Origin of the sequence: Adhaeretor mobilis, assembly GCF_007741515.1 — a bacterium.
GTDB classification, from domain to species: Bacteria; Planctomycetota; Planctomycetia; order Pirellulales; family Lacipirellulaceae; genus Adhaeretor; species Adhaeretor mobilis.
This window is the reverse complement of sequence record NZ_CP036263.1, coordinates 938146-954866: the sequence shown is the minus strand read 5'-3', so window position 1 is coordinate 954866 and position 16721 is coordinate 938146. Positions and strand designations below refer to the sequence as shown.

Annotated in this window: 15 protein-coding genes and 1 tRNA gene; 10 read left to right on the top strand and 6 right to left on the bottom strand. The window is 56.5% G+C overall.

Annotated elements, in window-relative coordinates; all coding sequences use genetic code 11:
• Nucleotides 1–14 precede the first annotated feature (14 nt).
• Nucleotides 15–1088 (top strand): glycosyltransferase family 9 protein, encoded by a 1074-nt coding sequence (locus HG15A2_RS03725; RefSeq protein ID WP_145057969.1) that lies wholly within the window; start codon nucleotides 15–17, stop codon nucleotides 1086–1088.
• Between the two features lie 26 nt (nucleotides 1089–1114).
• Here HG15A2_RS03725 and HG15A2_RS03720 read toward each other — a convergent pair whose 3' ends face one another.
• Complete coding sequence (locus HG15A2_RS03720; protein WP_145057968.1) at nucleotides 1115–2248, bottom strand: glycosyltransferase family 4 protein; 1134 nt, start codon at nucleotides 2246–2248, stop codon at nucleotides 1115–1117.
• A gap of 121 nt (nucleotides 2249–2369) precedes the next feature.
• A complete protein-coding gene (locus tag HG15A2_RS03715) occupies nucleotides 2370–3023 on the bottom strand; it encodes a DUF4254 domain-containing protein (protein ID WP_145057966.1) in 654 nt (217 codons plus the stop codon).
• A gap of 227 nt (nucleotides 3024–3250) precedes the next feature.
• Here HG15A2_RS03715 and HG15A2_RS03710 point away from each other — a divergent pair, with 227 nt between their 5' ends.
• The 8 genes from HG15A2_RS03710 to HG15A2_RS03675 all read left to right on the top strand — a co-directional run bounded on the left by HG15A2_RS03710 (nucleotide 3251) and on the right by HG15A2_RS03675 (nucleotide 10860).
• Nucleotides 3251–4339: a M28 family peptidase gene (locus tag HG15A2_RS03710; RefSeq protein WP_145057964.1), complete on the top strand. Its 1089-nt coding sequence runs from the start codon at nucleotides 3251–3253 to the stop codon at nucleotides 4337–4339.
• Nucleotides 4336–4752, top strand: a complete 417-nt coding sequence (locus tag HG15A2_RS03705) for a hypothetical protein (RefSeq protein ID WP_145057962.1) — start codon at nucleotides 4336–4338, stop codon at nucleotides 4750–4752. The genes HG15A2_RS03710 and HG15A2_RS03705 overlap by 4 nt, the downstream gene beginning before the upstream one ends.
• 150 nt (nucleotides 4753–4902) lie before the next feature.
• Entirely contained in the window at nucleotides 4903–5559 is a 657-nt protein-coding gene (locus HG15A2_RS03700) for a hypothetical protein (RefSeq protein ID WP_145057960.1), read from the top strand.
• A gap of 252 nt (nucleotides 5560–5811) precedes the next feature.
• Nucleotides 5812–5883: transfer RNA gene (locus HG15A2_RS03695), tRNA-Gly, on the top strand.
• Between the two features lie 268 nt (nucleotides 5884–6151).
• Nucleotides 6152–7630 carry a trigger factor gene (tig, locus tag HG15A2_RS03690; protein ID WP_145057958.1) on the top strand — a complete coding sequence of 493 codons (1479 nt, stop codon included), beginning with the start codon at nucleotides 6152–6154 and terminating at the stop codon, nucleotides 7628–7630.
• A gap of 143 nt (nucleotides 7631–7773) precedes the next feature.
• The gene (locus HG15A2_RS03685; RefSeq protein WP_449186546.1) at nucleotides 7774–8445 is read left to right on the top strand and encodes a ClpP family protease; all 672 of its coding nucleotides are present in this window, start codon (nucleotides 7774–7776) and stop codon (nucleotides 8443–8445) included.
• A 75-nt stretch (nucleotides 8446–8520) separates the two neighbouring features.
• A complete protein-coding gene (locus HG15A2_RS03680; RefSeq protein ID WP_145057954.1) occupies nucleotides 8521–9108 on the top strand; it encodes an ATP-dependent Clp protease proteolytic subunit in 588 nt (195 codons plus the stop codon).
• 177 nt (nucleotides 9109–9285) lie between these two features.
• Nucleotides 9286–10860 (top strand): hypothetical protein, encoded by a 1575-nt coding sequence (locus tag HG15A2_RS03675; RefSeq protein WP_145057952.1) that lies wholly within the window; start codon nucleotides 9286–9288, stop codon nucleotides 10858–10860.
• Between the two features lie 200 nt (nucleotides 10861–11060).
• Here HG15A2_RS03675 and HG15A2_RS03670 read toward each other — a convergent pair whose 3' ends face one another.
• From HG15A2_RS03670 to bshB1, 4 genes are all read right to left on the bottom strand, one after another.
• Nucleotides 11061–12641, bottom strand: a complete 1581-nt coding sequence (locus HG15A2_RS03670; protein WP_145057950.1) for an adenylate/guanylate cyclase domain-containing protein — start codon at nucleotides 12639–12641, stop codon at nucleotides 11061–11063.
• 166 nt (nucleotides 12642–12807) lie between these two features.
• Nucleotides 12808–13518: an HAD family hydrolase gene (locus HG15A2_RS03665; RefSeq protein WP_145057948.1), complete on the bottom strand. Its 711-nt coding sequence runs from the start codon at nucleotides 13516–13518 to the stop codon at nucleotides 12808–12810.
• Between the two features lie 105 nt (nucleotides 13519–13623).
• Nucleotides 13624–14133, bottom strand: a complete 510-nt coding sequence (locus HG15A2_RS03660) for a peptide chain release factor family protein (protein ID WP_145057946.1) — start codon at nucleotides 14131–14133, stop codon at nucleotides 13624–13626.
• A 114-nt stretch (nucleotides 14134–14247) separates the two neighbouring features.
• On the bottom strand, nucleotides 14248–14949 hold the full coding sequence (gene bshB1, locus HG15A2_RS03655) for a bacillithiol biosynthesis deacetylase BshB1 (RefSeq protein ID WP_145057944.1): 702 nt from the start codon (nucleotides 14947–14949) through the stop codon (nucleotides 14248–14250).
• A gap of 110 nt (nucleotides 14950–15059) precedes the next feature.
• On the opposite strand from bshB1, the gene HG15A2_RS03650 reads away from it, so the two are divergent.
• Nucleotides 15060–16586, top strand: a complete 1527-nt coding sequence (locus HG15A2_RS03650; protein ID WP_145057942.1) for a carboxypeptidase M32 — start codon at nucleotides 15060–15062, stop codon at nucleotides 16584–16586.
• The last annotated feature ends 135 nt before the right edge of the window (nucleotides 16587–16721 follow it).

Genomic DNA, 16721 nt, shown 5'->3' with positions numbered 1-16721 from the left:
AGAAAGCAGCGCCCATGTCGCTTTCAGAGACAGCGTCACGCTCTAAATCAAGCGATGACCGCCCCAGGATTCTCATTGTTCGCCTCACGGCTGTGGGCGATGTGATCCACGGAACGCCGGTGGCCTGTGCCTTGCGAGATGCCTTTCCCAACGCCACGCTTGGCTGGGTAGTCGAAGGGGGCGGCGGGGACCTCCTGGAAGGGCATTCGGCAATCGACCATCTGATTCGCGTGCCTCGACGGTGGTGGAAATCGCTCCGCTCTATCCGCAAAGTCCGACGAGAGTTGCGGGCACTGCAATTCGACACAACGGTCGATTTGCAATGCCTCACAAAAAGCGCCGTCATCGCGAAGCTCAGTGGTGCCAAGCGCCGTCTGGGTGCCGGCGGGGCAAGTGCTCGTGAATTGAGCGGTTGGTTCAACAACGAGCTAACCGTGGTGCAGGCGAGCCATGTAGTCGATCACTATCTCGGCATTCTCGCCCCCTTAGGTATCCCTCAACCCGATGTTCGCTTCGGCCTGTCCGAACGCGAGGCCGATGGCCAGTTCGCTAGCGAAGCGCTCCAACAGTTGCAGCTTGAGGATCAGAATTTCGTGGCACTCAATCCGGGCGCCGGTTGGGATTCGAAGCTCTGGCCTGCGGAGCGATATGGGGACTTGGCCCAAAGAATCCACCAGGCGTTCGGACTACGATCATTGGCTGTGTGGGGTGGAGGCAAAGAGCAAGCGATGGCCGACACGATAGTGGGCACGAGTGCGGGCACTGCTGTCATGGCTCCCGCGACATCCCTAAGGGAACTTGGCGCCCTGCTGCGAAGAGCGCGGCTATTCGTTGGTAGCGACACCGGGCCCATGCACTTGGCCGTCGCGCACGACACGCCGGCGGTTAGCGTGCATGGAACCAGCCGAGCCGAATGGTGTGGCGCGTACGGCGCAAAGAACCGTCGCGTACAGGCTTACTATCAGGATGGCTCAGCTAAAGAGCGACGGAGTGCTGAGAATACCGCGATGCGGGCGATTTCGGTTGACGATGTATTCGCGGCAACTGAAGAGTTGCTCTCGCAACGAACGTTGCAGCATTGTGGTTAGCACCGTGTCGCTACTATTTGAGCGATCTAGCTATCAAGCACACGCTCATATACACCTTCGAGCGTTTCTGTGAAACGACGCCAGGAGAACACCTCCTGGGCACGCTGGCGACCAGCTTCACCCATGCGACGGGCAAAGTCGCGATTGTCTAGCAGTGTAATAATCGCCTCTGCAACGGCCGGGCCATCGCCCACGGGAACCAGCAGGCCTGTTTCGCCGTCGGCGATCGATTCAGGAGCCCCGCCCGCTTTGCAGCCGACGATAGGACGGGCGCTGAGGGCTGCCTCGATGTAAACCAGTGCGCACGGCTCGCGATGCGAGGGCAAGGCCATCACGTCGATTGCGTTCATCAGGTCGGCCGTGTCACGACGAAAACCATTGAAACGTACGTTCTTGAGAAACCCCTCTGCTGAGGCCTTTTGCTCCAATTCATCGTGTAGCTTTCCTGTGCCCATGACCCAAAACTGGGTCGTGGGAAATAGGTGCAAGATGCGGGGAATCGCGTCGAATAATTCGCGATAACCCTTCTTCACGGACAGATGCCCGAACGTGCCAACAACCGGTGTAGACGCATCAGCGCCAAATTCTTGGCGTACGTCCAGCGAATCGCGTGTGGGGAGGAACTCCTCTTGCCCCAATGCATTTAAGAGCACCGTGATTTTTTCTTCCTCGATTCCCTGATCCACCATGTGCTGTTTTATCGCGTTAGACACGCACAGCAGATGCGTCTGCCGCGAGTGCCAATTGGCGGACGTAAAACCCTGCACGTGGCCAATCGACTTGGGGCCGCCGAATGATTCCATCCAGCCGCACCACCAACTGGCCGAGGAAAGTGTCGATTGCACGATATCCGCGTTGTGGCGTTTTGCTGCACGAGCAATCAATGCCGGCGCCGCGATGTTCACTTTGCCGCCGATACGGGCGACGTCGACATCGAGCTCCTGATGGCGCATCTCAGGGATAGCTGGTGAGCCGTGCTTCACTAGCACCGGCATCACGTGCCCCCGCGCGGTCATTTGCTTGGTGAGCCGCGCGAGCTGCATCTCAGCACCTGACATGTGCGATGGGGTAATCACTTGCAGCACACGACGAGTAATAGGCTTCTTCGAACTCGTAGAAAGCCGCTGCCGGCGTGTTGTACTCTTGGTGGTCGTGGGCATGAGAATTTCGCGTGGAGTAGAGATTGTTGTATTAGCCTGCGTCGTCACGATTCCGCGCGAGCTTGACCTCACGGCAACGGGGCGATGCCGACGAACTGGGTGACTAAATTGTTGCCTTGCGCTACGCCGCCTTATTATAAAGATACGGATTCAAAGTGGCATCGTTGTACATTTTCATCTGGCGATACACTTTCAGTAGCTTTTCACCGGCGAAGAGATCAGCCAACAATTCTGACAAGGAATTCGAGAGATCGGCCAGTTGCAAGCGGCAGCGATCGATTCGCTCGGTGACCTTTTCGCGATGCGCTTGGTCCACGTCGTCGCGGTCAAGTTGTTCTTCCAAGTGGAAGATTCGCAGCGACATGATCGAAAGCCGGTCGATGGCGCTGCCAGGGGTTTCGGTATTCAATCCAGCGTCGTTTTGTGGCGACACGCCTGCCTCGCCAAGCGACTCGATAATTGCCTCGTCGATGCGCTCGATCCAGTCGTTGCGGTTCTGGTTGTAGCCATCGATGGCACGCTTCACCATGGCGATACGCGCATCGGTAACATCGTGACTGCGTGCAACGTCTTCCTCGTGCCACAACAGAAAGTTGAACTGATGCTGGTGGCATATGGTGGCCAGTAGGCCTTCGTAGGGGTTATCTGGCTCGCGTTCGTGCCAACCGGCAACCGTATCGCGATGCAGATCGAGCACGGCTGAAACGAAGGAAACGGAATCACTTGGACTGGGTGAGCTAGAACTGGGTAAACTGAAGCTGGCTTGTTCAGGCATCGGAGTATCCTTGCGCGAAAATGGTGCCCTGAGTGTACGGTGGGTATCAAGCGGGAATCGCTCGGACGGCGGATAGTAGTAGGGCCCGGGCTCGCCAGCAAGGCAGAATAGGTAAGGACATGGCCGCTTGTGACTTAGCTGAAACGCGTGTGAGCTTGGAGTCATGATCCCAGGGTACTGACTTCTCAGGCGATGGCAGCTAAGCCGCGAGCGGCTACAATCGAGGGATGAGCGCCTCTGCAATGAATCCGCCGCAATCTAAGACCGTCACAATATTCGGAACGGCGCTGGCCGTGCTGCTAGCAGTGGCAGCATGCTACTTTTTCCCGTTTGGGCAATACAACCCGCCACCGATTGGCGATCCGAGCACGCCCACAAAAGCAATCGCTGCTCAGCGAAGGCCGACACTCAAGATCGGAAAACCTTTGCCGAAAGAGCAACGCTTCGACGGCCAGGCTGCTTACGAGCACCTGCTAGCAATCTGCAAGCTGGGCTCACGTACCAGTGATTCACCTGGGATGACTGCTCAGCAGGAAATGCTCACCCAGCACTTCACGCAACTCGGTGCGAAAGTTTCACTGCAAGAGCTGCGAGCCGGGCGAAATCCGGCAACTGGGCTGCCGCAGCCGATGGCAAACCTGATCGTACAGTTCCATCCAGAAGCACAACAGCGAGTCTTGCTGTGCGCCCACTACGATACGCGCCCGCTACCTGATCGCGACCCCGATCCGTGGCAACGACAGAATGGCGTTTTCTTAGGGGCCAATGATGGGGCGAGCGGCGTCGCATTGCTCATGGAACTGGGACGACGCCTGCCAACGCAGACTACCTTGGGCATCGACTTCGTATTTTTCGATGGCGAGGAATACATCTATGACGAACGCATCGATGAGTATTTCTACGGGAGCACATACTTTGCGCAGCAGTATCGCGATCACCCGCCTTCCTATCGCTACGCTTTTGGCGTGCTGGTCGATATGGTTGCCGACAAGAAGCTGGGGATCGCTCAGGAAATGCACAGCAGTACTTGGGCAGCCACACGACCGATCGTGCAAGAGATTTGGGGCGTTGCCAAGCAGCTTCGTGTGCGCGAATTCATACACAAGGTAGGCCGCCCGCCGGTGCTAGACGATCATGTGCCGCTGAACAAGATCGCGGAGATTCCGGTAATCGACATTATCGACTTTGAGTATCCCAACGCTCGCAACGGCTACTGGCACACCACGGCCGACGTGCCGGAGAATTGCTCAGCCGAATCGCTCGGCAAAGTGGGCTGGGTGCTACAAGAATGGCTGCGGAGCAAGCTACGGCCATGAGTCTCCTCACGATAACGCTGCTGGGTCTCCCGCTACTTGCCATCAGCGGTGCCACTCTCTTTGGCTATGGACTGCTCGCCCTCTCGGCCGGTTTGCTGGCAGCTCACTGGCAAGCCTGGCGCGATGCAGGGCCGCAGCGGGAAGAATTCCACGCTCGGCAGCTCAATCGACGGAGTCAGGGGAGCGCGCTGATTGGGGTCGTGGGCCTGGCAATGGTCATGTTCGAGCAAATCCCCCGCCGCCCCTGGCCGATTGCGATCTACTCGGCCTGTATGGTCGTAGCTACCGGGTTGATTTTCTACCTCGGATTCGCTGACATGATGGCTAACCGGCAACGGGAGCATGAAAAGCGGATCGATGAGCTGGCTGATTCGCTGAAAGAGCACTTGGACAAGCAGGTGAGTGAGGACTGAGCCTCACCCAAGGTTCAAACTTCACGGCGGCCAAGGCTGACGGCTAACAGATCCCCTTAAGGCGGTGCAAGCCAATGGCATTCTTGCAGTGGACTACTTACCATAGAGCACTGCTTTTTCGCTGAGCTTCCACTATATGACCTGCTCATTATGATCCCCGACCCGCTACGTCTTGCCATCGCTTTGCTGCCGATCGCGGTGTATTGCCTGCTGATTGGCGTGGTCAATGCGCGACGACGACCTTTCTTGACTACCGGCGGGTGCGATTTGGCGGCGCTCGGTGCGGCACTCTCTGGATTGGTGCTTATCGGGCCGATAGAACTGTTCCGACCTGAAGCCACACGTATTGAATTCGGCCGTTACGTTTGGTTGTTCCTACTGCTGTTTTACTGGCTTTGGGTATGGCTGGCGGTCCTGCTCACCAGACCGAGGATGGTGGTCTATAACGCGAGCATAGACGAACTGCGACCGGTACTCTCCGAAGCAGCTCGCAAGGTCGACCCGCAAGCTCGCTGGGCTGGCGATAGCCTGGCGCTACCTACACTCGGTGTGCAAGCACACCTGGAGAGTTTCGACCTGATGCGCCACGTGTCGATCGTTTCCAGCGGCGCAAGACAAAAACTGGAAGGCTGGCGAGCGCTCTCTGCAGAAATGCACAACCAACTCGACGAACTGCCCGTGAGACCCAACCCTCGGTCACTGGGGCTATTTCTCATTGCGACGGCTCTGGTAGCCGTATGTATGGCACGACTGCTTGCTAGCCCTCAAGAAGTGGCTCAAGCAATGGGCGAGATGTTTTTATTCTAGGCTGTGGGACGTCACAGACGGCGAAATCGGCAAGCGGGTGGATCGTGGGCAGCAAGGACGGGCGTTAAGGGCTGGGATTTCCAGCGTAGACTTTCGGTCGATCCGGGGACTGAATCCCTGTGCAGAGCTTCCCTGGGGGTTTCCGCCCTCCGCCTTCCTCTCTGGCACTGCTTCCCCCTTGCATGGGCAGGGGGGCTACATATAATTCGGGGACCGTCGGGGCTCGCCAGAGCTAGGCGGGGATGAGATGCTGCGGGTGTAGCTCAGTGGTAGAGCATCACGTTGCCAACGTGATTGTCGTGGGTTCGATCCCCATCACCCGCTCTCAGTTTGGTGATTTCGTAAAATGGACATCGCCTCCCGATTGAGAACTAGTAAGAGTCGTGCCAGGGGCCCACGCTTTCTTGTCAGAGGGTGTTGGGCTCTAAAATTTTAGGGGTGGGCAGTTCAAGGATGGTCTGTTGAGGGGCGGGCAGCTTGGGAAGTAGGCAATTAAGGCCTACGCAAGCCAGACTAACCGACCTCTCTTTGCCTGGACCCGTCACCGCCGCGTGAAAATTCAAACCAATACTACAGAGACAAAGAATCTGCCATGAGTACAGACGAAGCCACCGCTGAAGATGCCGTCGCGGTCGAAGAGGCTCCTGAAAAGTTGAACCTCGAAGTCGAGGTCACTAGCCCGAGTGCGTGCGAACGTCACGTCACTGTGACTATCTCGCGCGAGGATATCGATCGCTATCTCGACGATGCCTATGGCGAGATGATGGCCAGCGCCTCGGTGCCCGGCTTTCGTATCGGCCGCGCTCCGCGCAAGCTTGTGGAGAACCGCTTCAAAACCGAAGTGGGTGATCAGATCAAGGGCTCGCTGCTGATGGACAGCCTCGGCCAGATCAGCGAAGAACAAGAGTTCACGGCTATTAGCGAGCCCGAGTTGAATCTCGATGCCGTAGAGGTACCCGACGAAGGGCCAATGACCTTCGAGTTCGACATCGAGGTGCGCCCCGAATTCGACCTGCCGAAGTGGAAGGGCCTGAAAATTGTCAGGCCGATGCGTGAATTCACCGACGAAGACATCGAACGCCAAAAAGTGCAGATGCTCGCTCGCTATGGCAAGCTGGCCCCGCACGATGGGCCGGCTAGCGAAGGGGACCACGTTACGCTCGACATCGTTGCCCGTCACGATGGTGAACAAGTTGCGAAGGTGGAAGATCGCGTGGTTCGCGTGCTGCCCACACTGAGCTTCCGCGACACAAAGCTTGAAGGCTTTGACAAGTTGATGACCGGTGCCAAAGAAGGCGACAAGAAAACCGCTAAAGTCACCCTCGGCGGCGACGCTCCTAACGAAGCGCTTCGCAGCAAAGAAGTCGAGCTCGAATTTACGGTCCTCGAAGTTAAGAAGATCAAACTGCCTGAGCTCACAGAGGATTTCCTCGCCGAAATCGGCAACTTCGAGTCGGAAGAGAAATTCGTTGAAGCGATCCGAGCGAACCTTGAGCGCCAACTGGAGTACGAGCAACAGCAAAGGTCGCGAGCCCAAATCACCGCAGAACTCACTAAGCAGGCTGATTGGGAACTACCGCCAGCGCTGCTCAAACGCCAGTCGGTTCGCGAAGTCGAACGAGCCACCATGGAACTTCGCCGTGCCGGTTTCGGCGAGGCAGAGATTCGCGCTCGCGAGAACATGCTCCGCCAGAACAGTGCCAAATCCACAGCCGGTGCCCTCAAGGAGCACTTCATTCTGGAGCGAATTGCTGAAGAGGAGAATATCGAGGCGGAGCAGGGTGATTTTGACAAGGAAATCTTCCTGATCGCCATGCAAAGCGGCGAATCGCCCCGTCGCGTGCGTGCCCAGATTGAAAAACGCGGTCTCATGGACGTACTGCAGAACCAGATTGTCGAACGCAAAGTGCTGGAGAAGGTTCAAGAAGAAGCTAAGTTCACGGACGAGCCCTTCGAGCCCGCCAAGGACGATACTGAGGCAATCCATATGGCTGCCGGCGGTGGCGAAGGCGTCGCGAGCATCCCTGATGCGACCGGAGAAGACGAAGAGCAGGGTGAGGCTGAGGCCTAATCGACGCTCATTCGACTCCGTCGCACCGTGTTGACGAAACGCTGTGTCCATAAAACCATTAGGCCACAAGACATTCGGCCCAGGAATTATTCGGCATCAAGTAAGTTGGCTTGTGCCGCTAAGCAAAAAACAAAGGATTGAGAATGATGGACTATCAAGGCCTCTCTGGCACTCCCGATGCCGCTCCCCAGGACTATCTTCCCCACCGGGACCTTCAGCTTGCCGCAGCTTCGCGAGACATGCAGCGCCAACGTCAGATGACGCTTGGCGATTTGCTGCTGGAGAATCGCGTGATCTTCCTCCAGGGCGAGATCTACGATGGCAATGCCAACGAACTGGTCATGAAACTGCTGTACTTGCAGAGCGAAAACCGCCGCAAGGACATCCACTTCTACATCAACTCACCCGGCGGTAGTGTCACATCGACCTTGGCGATTTACGACACCATGCAGATGATCTCCCCACCGGTATCGACCTATTGTGTTGGTCTCGCAGCCAGCGGCGGATCGGTGCTGCTTGCCGGTGGCGAAAAGGGCAAGCGATTCGCCCTTAAGAACTCTAAAGTCATGATTCACCAGCCTCATGGCGGCGTGGGTGGGCAAGTCTCAGACATCGAGATTCAGGCGAACGAGATCCTCAAGACGCGGCAAGCGCTCAACGAAATTCTAGCCGGACACACCGGCAAGACGGCTGATGAGATTCAAGCGGCCTGCGATCGCGACCACTATCTGACTGCTCAAGAAGCGGTCGATTTTGGGATCGTGGACGACATTCTCACGAAGCCGCCGGGAGCTCCTAGCGAAGAAGACGACTAAGCGACAAAACCATCGGTCGCTCACTGGCGCGACCCTTCATTTGCAATACAACAGACTCAATGGATTGATTTGGTTATGAATCTGATTCCTTACGTTATTGAAAAGTCCGGCCGCGAAGAGCGGGCGATGGACATTTACAGCCGGTTGCTCAAGGATCGCATCATCCTGATGGGTTCTGGCGTAAACGACGATGTGGCCAACAGCCTGGTTGCCCAACTGCTGTTCCTACAGTCGGACGACCCGAAAGCGGACATCCACCTGTACATCAATTCGCCCGGCGGCAGTGTGACCGCTGGCATGGCGATCTATGACACTATGCAATTCGTCACTTGCGACGTTGCCACGTACTGCCTGGGGCAGGCCGCCTCGATGGGGGCCGTACTGCTAGCAGCCGGAGCCGCCGGTAAACGGCACGCGTTGCCGAACTCACGCATCATGATTCACCAACCCTCTGCTGGTATGCAGGGCACGGCTGAAGACATCATGATTCACGCGACTGAGTACAAGAAGACTAAAGAAAAGCTCAACCGGATTATTATGGAGCACACCGGCCAAACCATGGAGCAAATTGAGGCCGACACGGACCGCGATCACTTCATGTCTTCTGAAGAAGCGCTCGAGTATCGGATCATTGATAAGGTGGTTGAGCACATGGAAGCCTGATGCCGCTTGACAGCGCTGCTAAGCCGCAGGCGGCAGCTAGCACTTGAACCCGAACGACAAATGCCCTGATCGCGATTGACGCGTATCGGGGCATTTTCTATTTCTCCCCATGGAAAAACGAATGGTAAATGCAGGGAGCCCTGCGCACCTGGTAAGTATTCCGTGAGAAATAGCGTTATGAATCAATCGAAACTCCCTCGGCAAACCCTGTTCCAGCAAGCCATTGCCTGCGTTGGAGCCCTCTCCATTGGCGCTTTGTCATTGTCGGCAAGCGGGTGCCGAAGCGTGGACAATGCGCAAGTGGACGTTCTCGAGCGCCATTCGCGTGAGCAAGAAGATTACATCTACGAACTCGAAGATTACCTACTGGAGTATTCCGAAAAACTTCGTGATTGCCGCTGCAATAATCCTCAACATGCAGCGTCGTCGGCGCCGGCATTTACGAGTGATCCTGCTTTCTCCAGCCAATCAACTCCAAGTGACAGTCCGACTCCAACCAAAGGATCGCGACCGCCACTCGCCGAGCCGGAATTGGCTGACGATACGCCGATGCACATCGACGACAATGATTTGCCAGAGCCAACACCAGCGGAGTCTGTACCGGAAGAGGCGATCCCGACGCCAGAGCCCATTGAACGTGGTTCGATCGAGCCCGAGCCCATCGAACCTCAGCCGATCATTCCGGAAGAGATGGAAGTGCCCGACTTCGAGATTGAGCCCACCTCGTCTACACAGGCGACTCGCTCACAAAGAGTTGCCACTACTACTCGGGGTGGAGGCAATCGGCTGCTGATCCCTGATCCGGCAAACTATGCGTCGGCAGAGGAGACACTGGACGGAGAAACCGGCGAGCCAGAGACTGAGCGAGCTCAATTTGTTGTCCGGGCTGACGCTGAGAGAACTGAGCAATACCAGTCCCCCATGGATAACCAAGAAGAACCGCAACGGCTGGTAGCTGATCATCTGAAAGTTCGCCGTTTGTTGCGGGGACCGGGAGAGGAACTCGAAGCCAACGCAGAAGGGCTGCTCGTAGTGGTCGAAGCGCTAACCGACGTGAACGAGCCAGTCGATGCGGTAGGTGAGCTATCTGTGATGGTACTCACCGCGGCTGAGAACTCACCCTCGGGCGAGCAACAGCGATTCCAACGCTGGGACTTCACCGCAGACGAGGCCGCTGCCGCTTGGCAATCGACTTCGCTGGGAGACGGCTTGCATTTGGAGTTGCCGATCTCTCGCGGCCAGCTTCCCTCCGAACCACTAGAACTGTGGGTTCGATTAGTCCGCGAAGATGGCAGCAAACTTCTCACGAAGTTGCCATTTAGACAGCCCGAACTGGCTACCCTTGCCGAAGTGGAATCCGAACTTTTCGCAGACGACGGAGCATCTCGACAGGAATTCGCCGCGCAAGACAATCAGTTGTTTGAACTTGCGGAGCATGAAGTTCCCACTGATGTCGAAGGTCAGTACGAGGGAATCCAGTATGATGGAAATGTCGTGCAGGCATTCGCGAGCGAACCGATCGACAACGGTGAAACTTCCACCTCGCAATGGCGTAACTCGAAAGCCGCGAGAACCAATCCCGAACCGGGCGGATATGCTTCGACGAAGGATCGTCGTATCGCTCGCTGGTCACCCGGCAAGCCGATGGCAAACTCTACGTCAACGACGATTGTGAATCCGTTGCGCGAATCTCCGACGGAATCAAAACCCAGCTCGGCTCCTAGTGCAACTCGCTGGAAACCGTTTGATTAGAACATTTCTGAGTTTACTGTAGCGAAACAACAACATCACGGTGCAAGCAGCGCGGTGAAATGTGCGAGGAACGTTCTCCACGAACCTCAAAGGCAATTCGGTTTAACCTCAAAGCGTGCCGCAAGCGTGGGCGACCGAAGTGCCCCTGGCGACACGTAGTTTTTGCAAGTAGGGAACTTCTTGCTACTTCGTGCGAGTGCTCATACGTTGCGAAGCGCGTAGATTCGAAGCGCCTCTCCTTTGCCTTTCACTTTTTGTGGGGGCAAGAGTTCCAGCGGTAGCTCTTCTGGCAATTGCTTTCGCGTGGCTTCGGTCACGAGTAGCGACCTGCCAACTTGCTTGGTAAGCGACTCGACCCGTGCTGCCACGTTCACCGTATCGCCAATGGCAGTGTACTCCTGTCGCTGCGGCGAGCCGATGCTTCCCACGACCGCTGGCCCCGTGTTGATGCCCACGCCGATTGCCAGTCCAGGCCAGCCGGCTGCTGCGAGCTCATCGCACGAGCCGGCAACACACTCTAGTAATGCACAACCAGCCTTAACGGCTTGCTCCGCGCCGCTTGTGTCTCCTTCAGTGACGCTGCCGATACCGAACAACGCCATGAAGCCATCGCCGAGAAACTTGTTGACCATACCGCCGTGCAACTCGACAGTTTCGACTCCCATAGTGAAGAAAAGGTTCAACGCCTCGACCACTTCCTCGGGCGAATGCTTGGATGAATGTTCGGTAAAGTTTCGCACGTCTACGAACATGACGGAAATCATTTGCTCAGCACCGCTCAGACCATCGCCTTGAGAGAGGATCTGCTCCGCAGCCGCTTGTCCCACGTGGCGACCAAAGGTTTGTTGGATGCGTTCGCGCTCGCGTAGCCCCTGGACCATGTCGTTGAAACTTGCAATCACGGTGCCGAACTCGTCAGCGCGTCTGAGGTTGATCCGTGTGTCAAGATCGCCCTTGGAGATTCGGATGGCAGCCTTCTCTAGCCGCTTCAAGGGCAAGTTGACTAGGTCTTTGATCATCCACACGGTCGCCAACCCGAATAGAATCGCTACCCCGCCAACCGCGACTCCGAAGTAGGGCGTTTCCGTAGTGGCTTGCGGGGTGATAAGTAGTAGGACGAGCGTAACGATGGGGCTGACAACGGCCGAGAGGGCCCACATGAGCCCGCGCGTGGTCATGGTCATAGGAGTCGCTCCAGGAACTTCGGCTGGGTTTTGCCGTCGGAAGAGCACGGGATACAGCGAGCTCATACTCACGAGTTCTACGGCAAAAAAACTGTGCGTTACGGCAATCATACCGCCGGAGAAAAACGAAATGACTAGGTGCCAAACAACGGTTCGTGAAAGCGGCTCCGGCAGGCTCGCTAAGGCTGCTGGAAAGACTGGAATGCACACAAGCCAGCTCACGCCGGCGACCGCGAGGATCCACCACGGCAAGTTCACTACGGTGCGTTGGGCACGCACTAATAGCTCGGGGTCGGTTTCCTTACCCGCTAGCAGCTTTCGATGCACGCCACGCAGCCAAAGAATTGGTGCCACCCAGCAGGCAACGGCAAGCGGGTAGATGACGAGGTTGAATACCTGCCAACATGCTTGAAAGCGCTCGACCTGGGCGGGGGAGAGCTCGGGGCGGATCTGCTCCTTGTTGTACCAAATGTTAAACACGCTACCGATGAGGTTCGCCACCACCGGCGAAATTGCGACGAGAAGCAATCCGTGCCGCTGGGCAAAGCTCCACTGGCGCAAGTTTGTGGTCGGAGAATTAGTTGCTTCAGCTTCCAAGTGGGTTGGCTTTCAGGTTGGCTTCAGACTCATCCGCAAAGCAGAGAATCGCAACAACGGTTATTGTGTTTACCACACAAGGCACAAAGCGCACTAAGGTGAAAAGAATGAACTCTTCAAGGTCGCAGTCTTCGGGGCCTTTGTGGCTAATCTTTGAAAGTATCAGCTAGGCAGTAGCGCGGAATTCGTTCAAGGCGGCGGTGATCGCTTGCAATAGTGGGTCGGTCTGGGTGAGATCGTCGATCAGTAGATCAGGCTCTGAGGTGCGAAGTTCAGCAGCGTCCGCGTTGCCGGTTGGAATGGCAACGGTCAATGCGCCGATCGATTTTCCGCAACGCACATCGTGTATGGTGTCGCCGAGAACCATCGTGCCACACAGTTGCCCTTTGCCATTTTCCTGGGAATGCTGCGTAGCTTGTGCCGCTGCTTGGGCGGCGATGTGAGCGCGGTCGGTCGCAGTGTCGCCATAGCCACCGAAGGCAAAGCGATCCCACAGGTTATAGTAAGTGAGTTTCTCCTGCGCGCCGCGCTGCATATTGCCCGTGAGCAGCCCAAGGGCCACGTCAGGAATGTCGGTAAGGCGATCAAGCAACTCGAAAACACCTGGCAGCACGCGACCGTTGAGCTCTTCAAGTGTGCTTGGCAGCCGACTCAGATAGCCGGTTTGGAACTTACGCCAGTTCGCATCTGAAGGTTCAATACCGCCGTGCTGCATCAAATCGAGTGCAATCGCCCGATCGCTGCGGCCAGCGAAGGGCACATCACGTGAGATCTCTGCTAGCCCGAAATCCTCTGCAAACGTGCGAGAAAAGGCCACCTGTCCCGAGCCGCCGGTGAGTATGAGCGTTCCATCGATATCAAATAACACGGCATACATCGTTGGCTTTCACAAAGGATAGGGAGTGACTCGCGTGCGTTCATTCTAGTTCGCAAAGCATTGCGTTGCGACCCGTCGTATTGTTTGTATCGTGAGACATTCATTTCAACGCAAGCGATCAAACCCTAGAGCTTCGCGTTGACGATTCACTTGAGTTAGCGCAGGGGCATGCTGCTTGCAGAGTTTCACGAGCTGCGACGAAGAGACGCCCAGGAACTCTGCAGCTTCAGCAGGTTGCCAGTTTGCGTTGGCCAGCGAGTTGAGCGCTTCGGCCAACAGCGATGGGAAATCGTCGTGCTGATCGTTCACAGCAATCCGACTACCTTGGCGACGAGACTGCCACAATTCCGAGGGGCCATACTCGGAAATCCCAGCCTGCTGCGGTGTGCGAACTTCCACTGCCAGCTTCAAACGCAGCCGAAAGATCGCCATCTTGCGATTGTCTGCCTGGCTGCGCCGTTCCGACGCTTCGCCGCGGACACCTGTTAGCGTGTGCGTCACCACAATGGCTGTTTCCACCTTATTGCGATGCTGTCCGCCGGGGCCCGAACCGCGTGTGCGCTGGATCGTGCAATCCTTAAGAAGGTGGTCGATGGGTTGGCAAGCTGCGTGCATTAACGACGACTTTCAGAACACCGACTTAGCCGCCGAGCTTGCTCAGTGATTTTACGTTGCATGCGAAAATACTCCGCGGCGACCAAGGTCGACGGCTAACAACCTTACCCCATTTCACACCAACTCGCTCATGGAGCTTAGCCCCAGAGGCTCGCGACACGCGAACGGTTCCCCATACTTCGTGCCAATCGACTTGCCCCAGTAGGCCGCCTCGTCGCGCAGTTGATCGAGGAATGATGGATTTGTGGGGCGACCGGTGATGAATTGACTTTCATAGGCAGCGATGGCCGCGAGCTTCTGCTCCCACTCGTCGCTGATGTCCAAGATGAATGCCGGCTGCGGGTTCATCTTCAAGTGGACGCAGTAGTAATTGTAAATCCGCTCTGGATGAAACGGCTCGGCCGGCATGTCGGTCTTGCTGAGCTTCGCCCAAAACCGTGCCGCATCGACCAGCTCGGTAGCTGCCGTGTGATCGGGATGTGCATCGACCCAATATGGCGCAAACAACCATCGCGGTCGCTGCTGGCGGATTACGCCGGCTAGTTTTTCGCGTGCTTCGAGCGTCGCCTGTAAACTGCGATTCGGCAGTCCGAGATTCTCGCGCCAATCAAGACCCAGAATGTCTGTGGCTTTGGCCGTTTCCGCAGCGCGCAGCCCCAGGGAGCCGTGCGGCGTGGGCTCGCCAGAGGTGAGGTCCAACACGCCGACCTTCTTGTCCTGGGCCTTGAACTTGAGGATCGCTCCACCCATGCCCAGTTCGGCATCATCGGGGTGCGGGGCAATGACCAGAATATCCAGCTTGGGAAGATTAGGCATAGAGCGGTTTGGGTGTTCAGTTGAGCAAACGGTTGTTTCGGTGTGCAATTTCGCTTAGCTTCGATCCAAAGTCAACGCAATTCGCCAACATTCGTCATGCTGAGAACGCCATGAGTGCCAACGCCCAGAAGCTTCAGAAAACCTATCAATCGCTGTGCGATTATGTTCAGCAAACCGCCATGCTCTCTGGAGTAGAGGAACTGTTGCAGTGGGACGAATGCACCAAAATGCCGCCGGCTGCCGGGCCCTATCGTGCGGAACAAGTAGCATTGGTAGCAGGGATTTTGCACAAACGGCATACCGATTCACGATTGGGCGAGTGGTTGGCCGAACTGGAAGACAGCCCGCTGGCGGCTGATCCGCATAGCGAATTCGGCACCAATATTCGCCTGTTGGCTCGCGATTACGAGAAGAAAACCAAGCTCCCTCAAAAGCTCGTCGAGGAACTTTCCCGCACCAGCGTGCTCGCTCAACAAACGTGGGCGGAAGCTCGCAAGAACGACGATTTCGCATCCTTTGCGCCGCTACTAGAGAAAACCTTTGAATTGAAACGCCAAGAAGCTGCTGCGTTGGGATTCAACGCCACGCCCTACGATCCGTTGCTCGACGACTACGAGCCGGGCGAGTCGACAGCGAACGTGGCCAGCGTGCTGGGCGCGCTACGAGAAGAAATCGTGCCACTTGTCCAAGAGATCATCGGCAGCAACCATCAGCCTGATCGTTCGGTACTTGAGCAAGACTACGAGATCACCCAGCAGGAAAAGCTGGGACGGCACGTAGCGGAACAGATCGGCTACGATTTCAATGCAGGGCGTCTCGACACCACGGTACATCCTTTTTGTTGCACCCCCGGCGCTGGTGATGTTCGCATTTGCACACGTTACAGTATCGACAATTTCGAGAACGCACTGTTCAGTACCATTCACGAAGTAGGCCATGCCTTATACGAGCAAGGCTTGGTACGCGAGCAGCACGGCTTGCCTACTGGTACTTCGGTTTCTTTGGGTATTCACGAATCGCAGTCTCGCATGTGGGAAAACCAAGTCGCATTTAGTCGCGGCTTCTGGAAGCACTTTTTCCCGGTCACCCAGGAACACTTCCCTACAGTACTAAAGAATAGTTCGCCGGAGGCATTCTACGCGGCGCTCAATTGCGTTCGACCGTCGTTGATTCGTGTGGATGCGGATGAGGTCACGTACAACTTGCATATCTTCATCCGGTTTGAAATTGAGCAAGCACTACTCGAAGAGCGGCTCTCGATCGCCGATCTTCCTGAGGCTTGGAACGCGAAGTACCAAGAGTATCTCGGTCTGACGCCCCCCTCGAATGCAGAGGGTGTCATGCAAGATGTCCACTGGGGTGCTGGGCTCGTCGGATATTTCCCGACTTACGCGCTCGGCAATCTATACGCGGCACAATTTTACGCGAAAGCGGAACAGGATTTGGGCGATTTACAGGCGGCGTTCGCTGAGGGGGAATTTGGCGGCCTGCTGGGGTGGCTACGTGAGCACATCCACCAGCCGGGGCAGCGTTATTCACCGGCCGAATTGGTCGAACGAGTTACGGGCGAGCCGCTTTCCCACGAGCCACTCTTGTCGCAACTGAGGTCGAAGTACGGCGAACTGTACCGACTGTAAACACGTACTAGCCCGTGAGATATGGCCCAGTCGGCAAAGTCCACCATACTAGTGGAGCTAGCAGAGCTTGGAAACTTCGAGAAAAACGTCGCCAAGCCGACAAGCGGCCTTAAGACTGGTAAACTGTTAGCTCGC

Bases quoted from the DNA above. Each gene is read 5' to 3' on its own strand.
- HG15A2_RS03725 (WP_145057969.1), top strand. From the start codon at position 15: ATGTCGCTTTCAGAGACAGCGTCACGCTCTAAATCAAGCGATGACCGC.
- HG15A2_RS03720 (WP_145057968.1), bottom strand. From the start codon at position 2,248: ATGCCCACGACCACCAAGAGTACAACACGCCGGCAGCGGCTTTCTACG.
- HG15A2_RS03715 (WP_145057966.1), bottom strand. From the start codon at position 3,023: ATGCCTGAACAAGCCAGCTTCAGTTTACCCAGTTCTAGCTCACCCAGT.
- HG15A2_RS03710 (WP_145057964.1), top strand. From the start codon at position 3,251: ATGAGCGCCTCTGCAATGAATCCGCCGCAATCTAAGACCGTCACAATA.
- HG15A2_RS03705 (WP_145057962.1), top strand. From the start codon at position 4,336: ATGAGTCTCCTCACGATAACGCTGCTGGGTCTCCCGCTACTTGCCATC.
- HG15A2_RS03700 (WP_145057960.1), top strand. From the start codon at position 4,903: ATGATCCCCGACCCGCTACGTCTTGCCATCGCTTTGCTGCCGATCGCG.
- tig (WP_145057958.1), top strand. From the start codon at position 6,152: ATGAGTACAGACGAAGCCACCGCTGAAGATGCCGTCGCGGTCGAAGAG.
- HG15A2_RS03685 (WP_449186546.1), top strand. From the start codon at position 7,774: ATGATGGACTATCAAGGCCTCTCTGGCACTCCCGATGCCGCTCCCCAG.
- HG15A2_RS03680 (WP_145057954.1), top strand. From the start codon at position 8,521: ATGAATCTGATTCCTTACGTTATTGAAAAGTCCGGCCGCGAAGAGCGG.
- HG15A2_RS03675 (WP_145057952.1), top strand. From the start codon at position 9,286: ATGAATCAATCGAAACTCCCTCGGCAAACCCTGTTCCAGCAAGCCATT.
- HG15A2_RS03665 (WP_145057948.1), bottom strand. From the start codon at position 13,518: ATGTATGCCGTGTTATTTGATATCGATGGAACGCTCATACTCACCGGC.
- HG15A2_RS03660 (WP_145057946.1), bottom strand. From the start codon at position 14,133: ATGCACGCAGCTTGCCAACCCATCGACCACCTTCTTAAGGATTGCACG.
- bshB1 (WP_145057944.1), bottom strand. From the start codon at position 14,949: ATGCCTAATCTTCCCAAGCTGGATATTCTGGTCATTGCCCCGCACCCC.
- HG15A2_RS03650 (WP_145057942.1), top strand. From the start codon at position 15,060: ATGAGTGCCAACGCCCAGAAGCTTCAGAAAACCTATCAATCGCTGTGC.